Source organism: Saccharopolyspora sp. NPDC003752 (genome assembly GCF_053605825.1).
Genome location: NZ_JBSGJZ010000016.1, coordinates 65900 through 81437, shown reverse-complemented (window position 1 = coordinate 81437; position 15538 = coordinate 65900). Strand labels below are relative to the sequence as shown.

Annotated in this window: 12 protein-coding genes; 5 read left to right on the top strand and 7 right to left on the bottom strand. The window is 70.6% G+C overall.

Annotated features, from left to right (window positions below):
• The first annotated feature begins 551 nt into the window (after positions 1-551).
• On the top strand, positions 552-1394 hold the full coding sequence (locus ACWEV3_RS21830; RefSeq protein WP_452615661.1) for a DUF5996 family protein: 843 nt from the start codon (positions 552-554) through the stop codon (positions 1392-1394).
• A gap of 3 nt (positions 1395-1397) precedes the next feature.
• On the opposite strand, the gene ACWEV3_RS21825 is transcribed toward ACWEV3_RS21830, so the two are convergent.
• From ACWEV3_RS21825 to ACWEV3_RS21810, 4 genes are all read right to left on the bottom strand, one after another.
• Positions 1398-4814 carry an EAL domain-containing protein gene (locus ACWEV3_RS21825; protein WP_452615660.1) on the bottom strand — a complete coding sequence of 1139 codons (3417 nt, stop codon included), beginning with the start codon at positions 4812-4814 and terminating at the stop codon, positions 1398-1400.
• 116 nt (positions 4815-4930) lie between these two features.
• Positions 4931-6748 carry a glycoside hydrolase family 15 protein gene (locus ACWEV3_RS21820; RefSeq protein ID WP_452615659.1) on the bottom strand — a complete coding sequence of 606 codons (1818 nt, stop codon included), beginning with the start codon at positions 6746-6748 and terminating at the stop codon, positions 4931-4933.
• Between the two features lie 138 nt (positions 6749-6886).
• Positions 6887-7708, bottom strand: coding sequence for a bifunctional allantoicase/(S)-ureidoglycine aminohydrolase (locus ACWEV3_RS21815; RefSeq protein WP_452615658.1), 822 nt, complete (start codon positions 7706-7708; stop codon positions 6887-6889).
• A gap of 188 nt (positions 7709-7896) precedes the next feature.
• A complete protein-coding gene (locus tag ACWEV3_RS21810; protein WP_452615657.1) occupies positions 7897-8400 on the bottom strand; it encodes a winged helix-turn-helix transcriptional regulator in 504 nt (167 codons plus the stop codon).
• 91 nt (positions 8401-8491) lie between these two features.
• Between ACWEV3_RS21810 and ACWEV3_RS21805 the strand changes: the two genes are divergently transcribed.
• Positions 8492-9280 (top strand): crotonase/enoyl-CoA hydratase family protein, encoded by a 789-nt coding sequence (locus tag ACWEV3_RS21805; protein ID WP_452615656.1) that lies wholly within the window; start codon positions 8492-8494, stop codon positions 9278-9280.
• 41 nt (positions 9281-9321) lie between these two features.
• Positions 9322-11388, top strand: coding sequence for a 3-hydroxyacyl-CoA dehydrogenase NAD-binding domain-containing protein (locus ACWEV3_RS21800; RefSeq protein ID WP_452615655.1), 2067 nt, complete (start codon positions 9322-9324; stop codon positions 11386-11388).
• Between the two features lie 54 nt (positions 11389-11442).
• Here the strand turns inward: ACWEV3_RS21800 and ACWEV3_RS21795 are convergent, their stop codons facing one another.
• Positions 11443-12333 (bottom strand): oxidoreductase, encoded by an 891-nt coding sequence (locus ACWEV3_RS21795; RefSeq protein ID WP_452615654.1) that lies wholly within the window; start codon positions 12331-12333, stop codon positions 11443-11445.
• 82 nt (positions 12334-12415) lie between these two features.
• On the opposite strand from ACWEV3_RS21795, the gene ACWEV3_RS21790 reads away from it, so the two are divergent.
• Both ACWEV3_RS21790 and ACWEV3_RS21785 read left to right on the top strand, forming a co-directional pair.
• The gene (locus tag ACWEV3_RS21790; RefSeq protein WP_452615653.1) at positions 12416-13006 is read left to right on the top strand and encodes a TetR/AcrR family transcriptional regulator; all 591 of its coding nucleotides are present in this window, start codon (positions 12416-12418) and stop codon (positions 13004-13006) included.
• 20 nt (positions 13007-13026) lie between these two features.
• Complete coding sequence (locus ACWEV3_RS21785) at positions 13027-13944, top strand: LLM class flavin-dependent oxidoreductase (protein WP_452615652.1); 918 nt, start codon at positions 13027-13029, stop codon at positions 13942-13944.
• 8 nt (positions 13945-13952) lie between these two features.
• On the opposite strand, the gene ACWEV3_RS21780 is transcribed toward ACWEV3_RS21785, so the two are convergent.
• Complete coding sequence (locus ACWEV3_RS21780) at positions 13953-14474, bottom strand: DinB family protein (RefSeq protein WP_452615651.1); 522 nt, start codon at positions 14472-14474, stop codon at positions 13953-13955.
• 76 nt (positions 14475-14550) lie between these two features.
• On the bottom strand, positions 14551-15297 hold the full coding sequence (locus ACWEV3_RS21775; protein WP_452615650.1) for a DUF427 domain-containing protein: 747 nt from the start codon (positions 15295-15297) through the stop codon (positions 14551-14553).
• Positions 15298-15538: the final 241 nt, after the last annotated feature.

Below are 15538 nucleotides of genomic sequence, written 5' to 3'. Positions count from 1 at the left end.
CTCGCAGCCGGACGGGCCGAATCCCGGCCTGCCCCGAGCGGTCAGGCAGTGCACGGACTGCATCGTGTCCGTCGCATTCGGAAGTGCTGGTGTGCAAGGAGAATCCGACACTTCGGTGCCCGGCGGAATCCCGGCGAGGATCGATACTCCTGGGCAGATGGCATCGGCGATGCGCTTGCTCCAGGGCGACCTCGCCTGCGAAGCGGAGCAAATCGCTCTCGGTGCTGTCGATACCGGAAGCCTCGGGTGCCTGGCTGCCGAAACGGAGCGGTTCGCCCGCGCGCTCCGTCGGTTCGGGTGGCTTGCCGCGCAGCGCTAGCCATTGCTATCGCGCCCTGCCGGGTCGTGGCGTCGTCACGCTGGTTGGGCGCGATAGCGCATGCATTTCGCCGGATGGTCCGGAGCGCGGCGGGGCTGCGGGAAATGCACACTGGGGCCGTCGGGGCGGCTTGCTGGGGGCGGCTATGGCGGGTTTTCGGGATTCTGCGGGTGATTGGCCTTCGTTGCGCGTCGCCGATTGGGTCGATACTCGCGACACGTTGCACATGTGGATGCAGGTCGTCGGGAAGGTCCGGTTGGCCTTGGCGCCCATGGTCAACCACTGGTGGCAGGTTCCGCTCTACCTCTCCGCTCGCGGGCTCACCACTTCGCTGATGCCGCACGGCCGGCGTTCGCTCGACATCGAGTTCGACTTCTGCGAGCACCTGCTGCACATCCGGTCCAGCGTCGGGGAAGCGCGGCGGATCCGCTTGGTGCCGAAGCCGGTCGCCGAGTTCTACCGGGAGACCATGGCCGCTCTCCGCGAGCTCGAACTGCCGGTCTCCATCTGGACCATGCCGCGGGAGATCGAGCACGCCATTCCGTTCGAGGAGGACACCGAGCACTCCTCCTACGACCCGGAGCAAGCGAACCTGTTCTGGCAGCAGCTGCTCGCCGCCCACCGGGTGCTGACCGAGTTCCGGGCGCGGTTCGTGGGGAAGGTCAGCCCGGTGCACTTCTTCTGGGGCGCGATGGACCTGGCGGTCACCCGGTTCTCCGGGCGGACCGCGCCGGAACATCCGGGCGGCGCCCCCAACTGCGCGGACTGGGTGATGGTCGAGGGCTACTCCCACGAGCTCAGCAGCTGCGGCTTCTGGCCGGGCGGACCCGGCGAGGGCACCTTCTACTCGTACGCCTACCCCGAGCCCGCCGGGTACGCCCAGCAGGCGGTCCGCCCGGCCGACGCCTCCTACAGCCCCGAGGTCGGCGAGTTCCTGCTGCCCTACGAAGCCGTGCGCACCGCGGCCGACCCGGACGCGACGCTGCTGGAGTTCCTGCAGACCACCTACGAGGCCGCCGCCGAAACCGGTGGCTGGGACCGGAACCAGCTGGAGGGTGTTGCGGAGCGCGGCTGATCGCTACTGCGCTTCGGGAACGCGCAGTTTGGTCGTTCCGAGCATGGCGTGGAGTTCACGCGGTCCGACGGGGTGGGAGAACAGCCAGCCCTGGTAGCCGTCGATGCCCAGTCCTTTCAGGATGTGGAACTGGGTGGCGGTTTCCACGCCCTCCGCGATGCAGTGGCGGCCCATCGCGCGGGACATGTCCACCACGGCTCGGGCGACGGCGAAGTCGGCGGGGTCGCCGCCGATGCCCGCGATGAACCGGCGGTCGACCTTGATGATCTGGGCGGGCAGCTCCTTGAGGCGGGCCAGTGACGAATAGCCGGTGCCGAAGTCGTCGACGGCGAAGCTGACTCCCCGGTCGGCGAGCGCGTGCATCGCCGACCGGGCCTGCGCGGGCAGGTCGACCAGCGCGGTTTCGACGAGCTCCAGGACGACCCGGTCGGGGTCGATGCCGGATTCGTCCAGCGCATCGGAGACCGCGGTGACGAAACGTGGATCGCCGGGTACCAGCCCGGCCAGGTTCACGGCCACCCGAGCGTGCCCGCCGCCGGCGTTCGGCCACCCGGCCGCTTCGCGCAAGGCGGTGCGCAACACCCAGCGGTCCAGCTTGCGCAGCAGGTCGCCTTGCTCGGCGATGGGCAGGAACGCGCCCGGTGCGAGCAGCCCGTGGTCCGGGTGGGGCCAGCGCACCAGCGCTTCGGCCCCCACGATCGAGCCGTCGGCGGCGACCACCGGCTGGTAGTGCAGCTCAAGTTCGTCGTGCGCCAAGGCGTCCCGCAGCTGGCCCTCCATGTGCAGCTGCTCGTCGGCGGATGCGATCAAGGTGGGACTGGCCAGCGAGACCTTGCCCGGACCGCGCCGCTTGGCCTCGAACATGGCCGCGTCGGCGAATCTCAGCAGGTCGTCCGCCGTGCTGTCGGGCTGATCGGCCCGCGCGGCACCGACCGACGCCGAAACGCGGATGAGCTGGCCCCGCACCGGGACCGTGGTGCGCAGGAGCGCGGAGACCCGGGCGCTCAGCGCGTCCAGCCCGTCGACCGCGGTTATGTCCGAGCAGACGATCACGAACTCGTCGCCGGAGAGGCGCACGACGGTGCACTCCGGCGGCACGCCGCTTTCCAAGATCCGGGCCAATGCGACCAGCAGCTCGTCGCCCGCGTCGTGGCCGAGCGAATCGTTCACGCGTTTGAACTTGTCGATGTCGCAGAACAGCACCGCGGTGCGTTCGCGGTCCGGGCCCGCGAGGTAATCGGCGAGCAGGTCCTTGACCGCAGCCCGGTTGGGCAGGCCGGTGAGGTCGTCGTGGGTGGCCTGGTGATGCAGCGCCTCGGCCTGCCGGCGCCGTTCGGTGATGTCCTGGAAGACGACCAGCCAGAACTGCGACCCGTCGTCCTGAACGGAAAGGCCGGTGTGCAGCTCGCAGGACACCGGCAGGCCGTCCGAGCGCAACAGCGTCCGCTGCAGGACCTTCGGGTTCGCGTTCGGCCCGAGCACGCCCTTGCCGGAACGCGGCGACCGGGTTTGGTCCTGCGGATGGCCCAGCTCGTCGGCGGTGCACCCGCGCAGCTGGTCCAGGCGGTAGCCGAGCAGTCGGCAGAGCGCCTCGTTGGCGTCGACGAGCCGCTCGGACTGGTCGAACAGTCCGATGCCGACCGGGGCGACGGCCAGCAGGTCGGTGAAGCGCTGGCTCGACCGGCGCAGCCAGGTCAGGGCGTCGTCCGGCGCGGCGGTCGGAGTTTCGGACCGGGGCGGGGCGGCGGGATTCTCGGTGCGGCCGCGCAGGATTTCGATGCGCTCGGTCCCCGGTCGCGACATCACCCAGCTCGGGCCGCGCAGCTCCTTCGCGAACCGTTTCAACGGTGCCAGGCGTTGCGCGATCTCCTCGTAGCTCGCCGCGCCACGGCCGTCGATCGCCAGTGTGGCGAGGGACAGGGTGACCGGAGTGTCGTCGACGGTGCGTGGTGGGTCCAGCAGTGCCGCGGCGAGCGCGTCCAGGTGCACGGGTGCGCAAGCCACCAAGAAGTCGTCGCCGCCGACATGCGCGACCTGCACCGAATCCAGCGAGGTGGCCGCATCGGTGAGGCTGCGGCCGATCGCCCGGATCAGCTCGTCGCCTGCGGCGACTCCGGCGCGGTCGTTGATGGCCTTGAACGAGTCGACGTCAAGCCATCCCACGACGAACTCGTCGCCCTTGTCGAGGTGCCGGCGGATCTCGTCGGCGACGCGATCGCTGCCGGGGAGCCTGGTCAGCGGGTGGAGTGCGGCGGCTTCCTCGACCTTCTGGTCGGTGACGCCGCGAACCAGATCGCTGGCCCGGACCACGCCCAGGCACCGGCCCGCCTCGTCGACCACCACGGCGTCGTCGTAGACGCGGTTCGGATCGGACGAGGTGACCAGTCGCAGGGTTTCCGCAGCGGTGGTGGAGGTGGTGACGATCCGGGGCTTGTCGGCCAGCCGGGACGCCGGCTTGTGGGCGTGCAGCGCGTGCCCGTACGGACCCGTCACAGCCAGCAGGAACCGGTTGCGGTCAAGGGTCTGCTGCGGCCGCTGGTCCTCGTCGACCAGCACGATGCCGCTGATCTCGGGGCGTTCGGCGAAGGTTCGCCGCGCCTCGTCCGCCAGCGCGTCGGCCGGGAGCGCGGTGGCGGGCGAGAGAAATTCGGTGGCCAGCGGTCCGGCGGCGACCGTCGTGGTCTCCCTGTTCGGCACCCCTGGGATCTCCCGCACCGGTACTGAAATCTGGGTCGTCTCCGGTGGCTTCTCGGATGCGGGAGCGAGCAGCGTGCCTTGCATGAGCCGGATGCCGAGGCGGTGCACCGCCTCGAACTGCTGCTGGTGGTCGACGCCGTCCACCACCAGCGTCGAGCCCGCGGCCTCGGCCAAGTGCCGGATGGATTCGAGGATGGCGAGCCGACCGTGCCTCTCCGGGAATCCGCGCAGCACGCCCGGCGCGATCTTGAGCAGGTCCGGCCGCAGGTCGGTCACCAATGTCGGGGGAAGGGAGTCCACGCCAACACCGCCCAGCGCGATCCGGAACCCGCAGTCGCGCAGTTCGTCCACCTGGGCGAGCAGCCGGTCCGGGTCGAGCTGGCCCAGCGGTGGGCGGATCTCGAGGGTGACCTCGTGCTCTTGGCGGCCGGCCGACCACAGTGCGCGACGCACGTCCATGAGCGCGCTGGGATCGCTTACGACGGTCCGGGCCTGGATGGTGAGGTGCAGCGGGAGCCAGACCCGGCGGTCGGCAGCCGCCCGAATCGCGCGCACGATCAGCCGCAAGTCCTGGTCGACCGGGGCGAACTGCGCATCGGGGTTGTTCGGCCGCGGGGGCCGGTCGGCCGAACGGGGCAGGACCTCGATGGCCACGATCCCGCCCAGCCGAATGTTCACCAGTGGTTGATACGCAACGTGCACGGTTTGCAGTGGATGGCCCACCTAATGGATGCTGCCCGCAACCGTGTGATCACATCGAGTGACTTAACTGTTTATTCACCTGTTTCTTAACCGCTCGTTTCGTTCGGGCTTCTGCGCTGCGCGTTCCCGAGCGGTCGTCAGCCGAGCGCCCGGTCGAGGTTGAACGCCGAGCTGATCAGCGCGAGGTGGGTGAAGGCCTGCGGGAAGTTGCCCAGCTGCTCGCCGGTGTGGCCGATCTCCTCGGCGTAGAGGCCCAGGTGGTTGGCGTAGGTGAGCATCTTCTCGAACGCCAGCCGGGCCTCTTCGAGGCGGCCCGCGCGGGTCAGCGCCTCGACGTACCAGAACGAGCAGATCGAGAACGTGCCCTCGGTGCCCGGCAGGCCGTCCGGGCTGGCCAGCGGGTCGTAGCGGTAGACCAGCGAGTCCGACACCAGGTGCTCGCCCAGCGCGTCGAGCGTGGACAGCCACTTCGGGTCCGTCGGCGAGACGAACTTGGCCAGCGGCATCATCAGCACCGCCGCGTCGAGCACGTCGTCGTCCTCGTGCTGGACGAACGCGCGCCGCTTCTCCGACCAGCCGCGCTTCATGATCTGCCGGTAGATCTCGTCGCGGGAGCGCCGCCACCGCGGGATGTCGGCGGGCAGGCCCCGGTGGTTGGCCAGCCGCATGGCGCGTTCGATCGCCACCCAGCACATCAGCCGCGAGTACAGGTAGTTCTTGCGGCCGCCGCGGGTCTCCCAGATGCCCTCGTCGGGGCGGTCCCAGTTGTCGCAGAGCCAGTCCACCACGTCGACCACCTCGTCCCAGCGGTCGCTGGAGATCGGCTCGCCCCACTTGTCGTAGAGGTAGATCGAGTCGATCAGCGCACCGTAGATGTCCAGCTGGAACTGGTCGACGGCGGCGTTGCCGACGCGTACCGGGGCGGAGCCCAGGTAGCCGCTGAGGTGGTCGAATTCGCGTTCCGGCAGCTCTTTGCGCCCGTCGATGCCGTACATGATCTGCAGCGGGCCCTGCGAGTCGCAGCGGCGGAGATCGACGTGCTCGGACAGGAAACCCATGAACGCCTCGGCCTCCGCGGTGAACCCCAGCCGCAGCAGCGCGTACACGCAGAACGCCGCGTCCCGGATCCACACGTAGCGGTAGTCCCAGTTCCGCGCGCCCCCGACGCTCTCCGGCAGGCTCGTCGTCGGCGCGGCCACGATCGCGCCGGTCGGCGCGTAGGTGAGCAGCTTCAGCGTCAGCGCGGAGCGGTGCACCATCTCGCGCCACCGGCCGCGGTAGCGCGACGCCGACAGCCAGTTCCGCCAGAACCGCACGGTGGCGGCGAACTCGTGCTCGGCTTCGGCCAGCGGGCACTCCCGCGGGGTCACGTCACCGCCGACCCGGTCGAGGGCGAACACCGCGACCTCGCCCTCGTGCAGCTTGAACGCCGACCACACGTCCGATCCGTCGGGCTCGACCGGCACGCTGGCCGTCAACGCCAGGGACAGCTCTTCCGATTCGAAGATCGCCTGGCAGCCTTCGATGCGCAGGGCGTGCGGCCGCGTCGCGTAGTCGAACCGCGGCGCCACCCGGGCCCGGAACGGCAGCGAGCCCCGCACGCACACCACCCGGCGGATCAGCCGGTGCCGGCCCGCCTCGCGCGAGTCGTCCACGATCGGCATGAAGTCCTGGATCTCGCCGACGCCGTCCTCGGCGAAGAACCGGGTGATCAGCACGTTGGTGTCCGGGAAGTAGAACTGCTTGGTCCGCGCGGGCACGTCGGCGGCGAGCTCGAAGGAGCCGCCCTGCTCGGCGTCGAGGATCGAGGCGAACACGCTCGGCCCGTCGAAGCGCCCGCAGCAGTACCAGTCGATCGTGCCGTTGGTGCCCACCAGGGCGACGCTGCGCAGGTCGCCGATCAACCCGTGATCGGCGATCGGCAGGTATCCAGGCGATTGTTGGTTCGACGTCACGGGTGCCTCCCGTGCAGCATTCCCGCGCGAGCGCGCGAGGACCGACACCCTCGTTCTACCCCTGCCCCCGGGCGGAGCACCAGTGGGACGAGCGTGGCCCGGCGGAACCCGCCGGGCCATCGCTGCTCGTCGCCGACGTCAGGTCAGCTTGATCTGCCGGTTGACGTCCTTGTACAGCAGGTAGCGGAACTTGCCCGGGCCGCCCGCGTAGCAGGCCTGCGGGCAGAAGGCTCGCAGCCACATGAAGTCGCCGGCCTCGACCTCGACCCAGTCGTCGTTGAGGCGGTACACCGCCTTGCCCTCCAGGACGTAGAGCCCGTGCTCCATCACGTGCGTCTCGGCGAACGGGATCACGGCACCGGGCTCGAACGTCACGATGTTGACGTGCATGTCGTGCGACATGTCGTTCGGGTCGACGAACCGGGTCGTCGCCCAAGCGCCGTTGGTGTCGGGCATCGGCGTCGGCTCGACGTCCTGCTCCTGCACCGCGAACGCCTGGGGCGTCGGGTAGCCCGCCACCGGCTCGTAGGCCTTGCGCACCCACTGGAAGGTCGCGACCGCGTCGGACTCGTTGGCCACCGACCAGCTGCCGCCCGCCGGGAGGTAGGCGTACCCGCCTGCCGTGAGGACGTGCTTCTCGCCCTCGATGACGACGTTCAGCGTGCCGGTGAGCAGGAACAGCACCGACTCGACGCCGCTCTCCGGCTCCGGCTCGGTGCTGCCGCCGCCGGGCGCGACCTCGACGATGTACTGCGCGAACGTGGTGGCGAACCCGGCGATCGGCTTGGCGAGGATCCACGCGCGGGTGTTGATCCACCCGGGCAGGTTGCTGGTGACGATGTCCCGCAGCACGCCACGAGGGATGACGGTGTACGCCTCCTTCACCACGGCCCGGTCGGTCAGCAGAGTGCTCTGCGACGGCAGGCCGCCCTCGGGGGCGTAGTACGTCGGCTCGCTCAAGTTGCAACTCCTGTCTTGATCGACGTTCACACGCTGCCGTGCAGTGCTTGCCGGGTGCGCCGCGGGGGCCAGCGATGTGTGACGTGGACAGCGTAAGGCCCCGGAACCCGTCCGGACAGCCGTCCGAGGTCTACGTATACATCACATCCGGACTTCGCTGAACCGCGCTGAATCGGTTTGGCGAGGAGTCACTCCGGTCGCGCGCCGAAGCGCGCCCGGACGTCCTCGCGGTCGGCGAGGCGGGCGGGGAACCCGGGGCCGAGCTCCTTGGTGACGGAACCGGCCGTGAGCGGTTGTGCGCAGTGCTCGCAGACGACGACGCCGCGGGTGGCCTGCCCGCAGGTGTGGCGGGTGATCACCGGCGGCCCGGACTCGCCCGCCAGCCAGCGGTCGCCCCAGGCCATGATGGCCGCGAGCACCGGGTAGAAGTCCTCGCCCTTCTCGGTGAGGACGTATTCGTACCGGTCGGGCCGCTGCTGGTAGCGCACGCGGTCGAGCAGGCCCTCCTCGACCAGCCGCTGCAGCCGGGCGTTGAGGGTGTTGCGGGCCAGGCCCAGGGACTCCTGGAAGTCGTCGAACCGCCGGATCCCGGCGAACGCCTCGCGCAGCACGAGCGGGGTCCACCAGTCGCCGATCAGGTCCATGGTCCGGGCGATGGAGCAGGGCCAGTTCGCCAGCGAAGTCCGCTTCATGCCGCCGATCGTAGTGGGTTGTCCTACTGGACGGACGTTGCTACGTTCCCGGTCAGTTGTTCTAGAGGACTGACTCCGAGCGGAGGACCGGATGAGCGCGGAAGCCGAGCCCGGCGAGGTCACGATGCGGATCGATGGTCGGGTCGCGATCATCACCGTGGCCAACGAGGCGAAGAAGAACTCCTACACGCCGGCCATGATGGAGCAGCTGAGCGCGCACCTCACGGCGTTCGACGACGATGACGAGCTCTGGGCGGCGGTGTTCTGCTCGGCGGGCGAGCACACCACGGCCGGGCTGGACATGCCGAAGTTCTTCGGGCCGAACGCCACGGCGAAGCCGCGCCGGGAGGACCAGGTCGACCCGTTCGGGCTCGGCCGCCGGTGCCGGAAACCGGTCGTGGCGGCGGTGCAGGGCATCACCTACACCGTCGGGATCGAGCTGATGCTGGCCGCGGACATCGTGGTCGCCGCGGACACCGCCCGGTTCGGGCAGATCGAGGCCAAGCGGGGCATCGCGCCGCTGGGCGGCGCGCACTTCCGGTACCTGACCAGGACCGGCTGGGGCAACGCGATGTACCACCTGTTCCTGTGCGAGGAGTTCGACGCGCAGCGCGCCCTGCAGATCGGGTTCGTACAGGAGGTCGTGCCGTTCGGCGAGCACGTCGACCGCGCGATCGAGCTGGCGAAGCTGATCTGCCGGAACGCGCCGCTGGGCATCCGGGCGACCAAGGAGGCGGCGCTGACCTTCGTCGATGCGGCGGAGCGGGCAGCGATCGCCGAAATCCCGCGAATTCGTGAGAAGGTGTTCGCAACCGAGGACTTCCGGGAGGGCATCCAGTCCTTCGTGGAGCGGCGCGCGGCCGAATTCCAGGGCCGTTGAGCCGAAGAGAACGACGCACTACCAGAAAGCGGGTCTGCTGCATGTCCACCGAGTACGCCCTCGACGGTCCCGTCGCGATCATCCGAATCGAGAACCCACCGGTCAACGGGCTCGGACACGCCGTGCGCGAGGGGATCGTGCGGGATCTGGGCCGGGCCCTGGAATCCGCCGACGTCGAAGCCGTCGTGCTGACCGGCCGTCCGGGCTTCTTCTCGGCGGGCGCCGACATCACCGAGTTCGGGACGCCCAAGTCCGCGGCGGAGCCGACGCTCGTGGACGTCATCGCCGCGCTGGACGCCGCAGGCAAACCGGTCGTGGCGGCCATCGACGGCACCTGCTTCGGCGGCGGGCTGGAGCTCGCGCTGGGCGCGCACTACCGGGTCGCCACGGCCGCCAGCAAGCTCGGGCTCCCGGAGGTGACGCTAGGGCTCGTCCCCGGTGCCGGCGGCACCCAGCGGCTGCCGCGCGCGGTGGGCCCGGCGGTGGCGGCCGAGATGATCACCGGAGGCAAGTCGCGTACCGCCAAGGCGCTCGCGGGCGTCGAAGGCCAGCGGTTGCTCGACCGGGTCGTGGACGGCGACGTGGTGGCGGCCGCGACGGCGTTCGCCCGCGAGATCGCCGCGGTGCGGCCGCTGCCGAGGGTCCGCGACCTCGCCGTCGGCGGCGTGGACGAGGTCAGCGCGATGCGCGAGCCGCTGCGCCGCCGCAGTCGCGGGTTCGAGGCGCCGCTGGCCGCCCTCAAGCTGGTGGAGCTGTCGGGGACCGCGCCGTTCGACGAGGCGCTGGCCGAAGAGCGCCGCACGTTCCTGGAGCTGATGGGCGGCACGCAGTCCGCCGCGCTGCGGCACGCGTTCTTCGCCGAGCGGGCCGCCCGCAAGATCCCCGATGTGCCGCGCGAGACGCAGCCGCGCTCGGTCGAGAAGGTGTCCGTCATCGGCGCCGGCACCATGGGCGGCGGGATCGCGATGAACTTCCTCAACGCGGGCATCCCGGTCGTCATCGTGGAAACCGGCCAGGAGGCGCTCGACCGCGGGTTGGGCATCATCCGCCGGAACTACCAGGCCCAGGTGGACAAGGGGAAGCTCGCGGCGGAGGTGCTCGAACGGCGGATGGCGTTGCTGACGCCGAGCCTCGACTACGCCGACGTGTCCGACAGTGACCTGGTCATCGAAGCGGTCTTCGAGGACATGGGCGTCAAGCGCGAGGTGTTCACCAAGCTGGACGCGGCGGCCAAGCCCGGCGCGATCCTGGCGTCGAACACCTCGACCCTCGACGTCGACGCGATCGCCGCGGTCACCGGGCGGCCCGGCGACGTGGTGGGCATGCACTTCTTCAGCCCCGCCAACGTCATGAAGCTGCTGGAGGTCGTGCGCGGCGCCGAGACCGCCGACGACGTGCTGGTCACGGCGATGTCGGTGGGGCAGCGGGTCGGCAAGACCGCCGTGGTGTCCGGGGTGTGCGACGGCTTCATCGGCAACCGGATGCTGGCCGAGTACCGGGACGCCGCGATGGCGCTGCTGCGCGCCGGGGCGTCGCCGGCCGAGGTCGACTCGGCGATCGAGGGCTTCGGCTTCGCGATGGGCCCGTTCCGGATGGGCGACCTGGCGGGCAACGACATCAGCTGGGCGATCCGCAAGCGCCGCTACGCGGAGCACCCCGACTCGCCGCGCGACGAGATCTCCGACGCGCTGTGCGAGCTGGGACGGTTCGGCCAGAAGACCGGGGCGGGTTGGTACGACTACAAGTCCGGGAGCCGGGATGCGATCCCGAGCCCGGTCGTCGATGAGCTGCTGACGTCGTACCACGAGAAGCACGGCACCCAGCGCCGCAGCTTCGAGGCGGAGGAGATCGTGCAGCGCCTGGTCTTCGCGCTGGTGGACGAGGGCGCGCGGATCCTCGACGAGGGAATCGCGCTGCGCGCCTCGGACATCGACGTGGTGTACCTGGCGGGCTACGGATTCCCCCGGCACCGCGGCGGCCCGATGCACTACGCGAACACCGTGGGCACGGCGAACGTGCTGGCCGCACTGCGGAAGTTCCACGACGACGGCTGGGAGCCGGCGCCGCTGCTGGTCCGGCTGGCCGATGAGTCCGCGAACTTCGGCTGACGGCAGTCGACCAGCTGGGCCACTGTGGATCCGTCCGCAGTGGCCCAGCTGCTTTCAGCTCGTCTTGGCGAGGGGGAAGCCGGTTCCGGTCAGTTCCTCGGACAGCGTCCACAGCTTCTTCGCCGCCGCCGAGTCGCTGGCCGCGGCCGACCGGCTCACCAGCGTCGGACCGCCGCGCACCTCGAACAGGCCGTCCGGGCCGAGGTAGCTCGCGCCGGGCAGGTCCTGGGTCGCGGCGTAGAGCGTCGGCAGCGCGCCCGCCTTCGCGTCCTGCGCGACGACCCGGTTGCCGGCGCGCATGAGCAGGCGCAGCACCGGGCTCGGGGAATGGCTCTGCAGGTTCGTGGCCGCGTAGCCGGGGTGCGCGGCGAGTGCCCGCACGGACGAGCCGGCCTCGGTGAGCCGCCGCTGCAGCTCCAGCACGAACAGCAGGTTCGCCAGCTTCGACTGGCCGTAGGCGCGCCGCGAGTCGTAGGCGCCGGTGAAGTTCGGGTTGTCGAAGTTGATGCCCCGGACGTACCGGTGCGCCGTGGAGGCCACGGTCACCACGCGGTCGGTGACGCGCGGGAGCAGCAGGTTCGTGAGCGCGAAGTGGCCGAGGTGGTTGGTGCCGAACTGCGTCTCGAAGCCGTCCTTGGTGCGTCCCTCCGGCGGGATCATCACACCGGCGTTGTTGATCAGCAGGTCGACGTCTCCGTCCCATGAGTCGGCGAACTCCCGCACCGAGGCGAGGTCGGCGAGGTCGAGGCGGCGGACCTCGTGGCTGCCGGGGAGCGCGGCCGCCGCCGCCGCGCCCTTGGTGACGTCTCGGACGGCGAGCACCACGTGCGCGCCGGCCCTGGTCAGCGCGCGGGCCGTGTGGACGCCCAGGCCGCTGTTGGCGCCGGTGATGATCGCGGTGCGGCCGGTCAGGTCGGGGATCCGATCGATGTTCCAAGCAGGCATGGCCGCCAATGTAGTCACCGACAACAAAGTTGACAATGACAACAATGCTGCCGGTGTCAACATCCACGGTAGGCTGCCGGTCATGGCTGGAGGTCGTTATCACCACGGGGACCTTCGCGCCGCGTTGCTGGACTCCGCCACCACCGCGCTGCGCACGCGCGGGGTCGACGCCCTGTCCCTGCGGGAACTCGCGCGGGACATCGGCGTCAGCCACGCCGCGCCGCGACGGCACTTCAAGGACAAGAGGGCGCTGCTGAACGCGCTCGCACTGCGCGGGTTCGAGCGCCTGACCGCCGAGCTCGACGCGGCCGCGGCCACCGAGGGACCGTTCCGCCGCAGGCTGACCGCGCTGGCCCGGGCCTACGTCCGCTTCGCCGTGCACGACGCGGAACTGCTCGAGCTGATGTTCGTCCGGAAGCACGCTCCGGACGCCTCCGATGAGCTGATCGCGGCGGGCCACCGGCTGGGCACGTCGATGCTCGCGGTCATCGTGGACGGCCAGCGCAGCGGCGACGTGCACGCCGGCGGGACCGAGGGCATCGGCCTGTCGGTGTTCGCCGGGCTGCACGGCTTCGCCAGCCTGGCGGCCAGCGGCATGGTCCCGGAAGAGGGCTCGGACGCCGCGCTCGACGTCCTCCTCGGCGAGCTCCTCAACGGCATCGCGCCCCGCTGAACGGGGGCTACGATCACCGCATGAGGTTCGCGATCTCGATCCCGCAGTTCTTCGCAGACGGCGAGTTCGACGCCGCCGGCTTCGCCGGTTACCTGAGGCGGGTCGAGGAACTCGGCTTCGACAGCGCGTGGACCCAGGAGCAGGTGCTGGGCACCATGCCGCAGCTGAGCCCGATCGAGACGATGACCTTCGCGGCGGCCTGCACCGACCGGCTGCGGCTGGGCTGCGCCGTGCTGGTGACCACCCTGCACAACCCGGTGCACCTCGCGAAGAGCCTGAGCACGCTGGACCAGATGTCCCGGGGGCGGCTGGAGATCGGCGTCGGGACGGGCGGCCGCGGCCGGATGTTCGCCGCGTTCGGCGTCGAGCCGGAGCGTTTCGTCGGCCGGTTCACCGAGGGCCTGGAGCTGATGAAGCAGCTGTGGACGCGGCCGCGGGTGACCTTCGACGGCCGGTTCTGGCAGCTCGAAGACGCCGCGATGGAGCCCAAGCCGTTCCAGAAGCCGCATCCGCCGATCTGGTTCGGCGGCAACAGCCCGGCGGCGCTGCGGCGCGCGGTCCGCCACGGCAACGGCTTCTTCGGCGCCGGGTCGTCGCCCACCGAGCGGTTCGCCGACCAGGTCCGGACCGTGGCGGCCGCGCTCGCCGAGCAGGAGCGGGACCCGGCCGGCTTCCCGATCGCCAAGCGCGTCTACATCGCGGTCGACGACTCGCCGGAGCGCGGTCGGGAGCGGATGAACACCGAGCTGGAGCGCCTCTACGGCCGCCGCTCCGAAACCATCGAGGCCGCCGCAGTGGTTGGCACCCCGGAGGATTGCGAGCGGGAGCTACGCGCGGTCGCGGCCGCCGGCGCGCAGCGCATCCTGCTCAGCCCGATGTTCGACCACGCCGAGCAGACCGAGCGCCTGGCGGCCGAGGTCCTGCCCCGGCTCGGCTGACGTCCCGGTCACGACGCGGCGCGCACCAGGCGGAGCTGGCCGATCTCGGCGGCGTTCTTCATCAGCTCCGCGTTGACCCAGCCGACCGTGTGCGCCACGGTCATCTCGGGGTCGTTCTGCCAGGGGAACGACGCGACGGCGTCCAGATCGGCGTCGGTGAACTCGTCCAGCACGGCGAGCCAGTCCGCGCGCAGCCCGCGCAGCCAGTCGATGGCCGGCTGCCCGGCGCCGGGCCACTCGACCTCGGTCCGGTCGCGCGGCGGCACGCCCCGCGCGTGGTCGATGGTCACGCTCCACCACCAGCCGATGTGCCAGGTGATCCAGCCGATGGTGGGCACCGGGATGGGATCGGGTTCGGCGTCGGCCCAGTCCGGCACCCACGCCCCGTCCTCGCCCCGGCGCATCGTCCAGCAGTGCTTCGCGGGCTCCCAGCGGAAGTCCTCGGGGCTCAGCCGTTCCAGGTGGAACTCGAACAGCGACCAGGTCAGGTCGAACTGCCAGCGCAGCAGTTCGCGGCGGGATGCGGGCATGGGGTGATCTTCGCATTCCGCCCGGCCGGGGCGAAAGCGATTTTGCCGATCGTCCACGGTGGACGGTCGACGTGGGTCAGGAGAACGGCGTGTGCGGCTTCTCCTGGACCTCGCCGTCGATGGTGACCTCCACCCGCTCGTCGTAGAAGCAGGCGAGGCCGGCGATCTTCTGGCTCTCCGGCAGCGGCGTGCGGTAGGCCCAGACGATGTCGGCGTGCTCGGTGCCGTCGACCACCACGTGCCAGTACGACGCGGTCCCCTTGTAGGGGCACTGGGTCCGCCGGTCCGACGGTCGCAGCAGGTCCATCCGGACATCGGCCAGCGGGAGGTAGTAGCGCGGCGGCAGGCCGGTCTCGAAGAGGATCTGCGGGCGCCGCGAGTCGGCCACCACGACGCCGCCGACGCGCACGACGACGTGCCGCGAGCCGGCCAGGATGTCGACCCGCTTGTACGGGTCGCGCGGGTGGACGTAGACGGGCTCGTCCTCCTCGAACCACTCGTCCATGGCGTCCCAGTCGATCCGCACCAGGCCCTGGGCGGGGGAGGAGTCCGGGAACCGGACGGCGGCGCCCTCTGCGGAAGCTCCGTCGACCAGCACGTCGTGGACGTCTCCGTCGCCCAGCAGGTCGACGCGGCGCGTGCCGCCGGTCGGGCGCAGCTGCGCCTGGACGTCATCGGCCGGCAGGTAGTAGGTCGGGTAGTAGGGGTGCTCCCACACGAGCATCGGGCGCCTGGAGTCCGCGACGAGCCGCCCGCCGAGGTAGGTGCGCACCCGCTTGGGCGATCGCTGGATCTTCGGCTGCTCGCCGGGGTTGTCGGTCATGGAGTCCTCCGGTGTTCGCGCGTTCGGTGCTTCCCATCCTGGCGCGCGGGCCCGGCGCGGGCCACCACGCTCGTTGTCCTCAGTGGACGACCAAGCTGGTTGGACCGTTCGGGCGCAGCCACCGGGGCCACTGTCCGCAGTCGACCGGGTGCTCGGCGCAGCGTGCGACGAACGCCCCATTTCGAGGGTGCCCGGAAGGGTTGATCTCGCGCGCCGCCCCGGGCAAGCTGTTCGCGCAGAA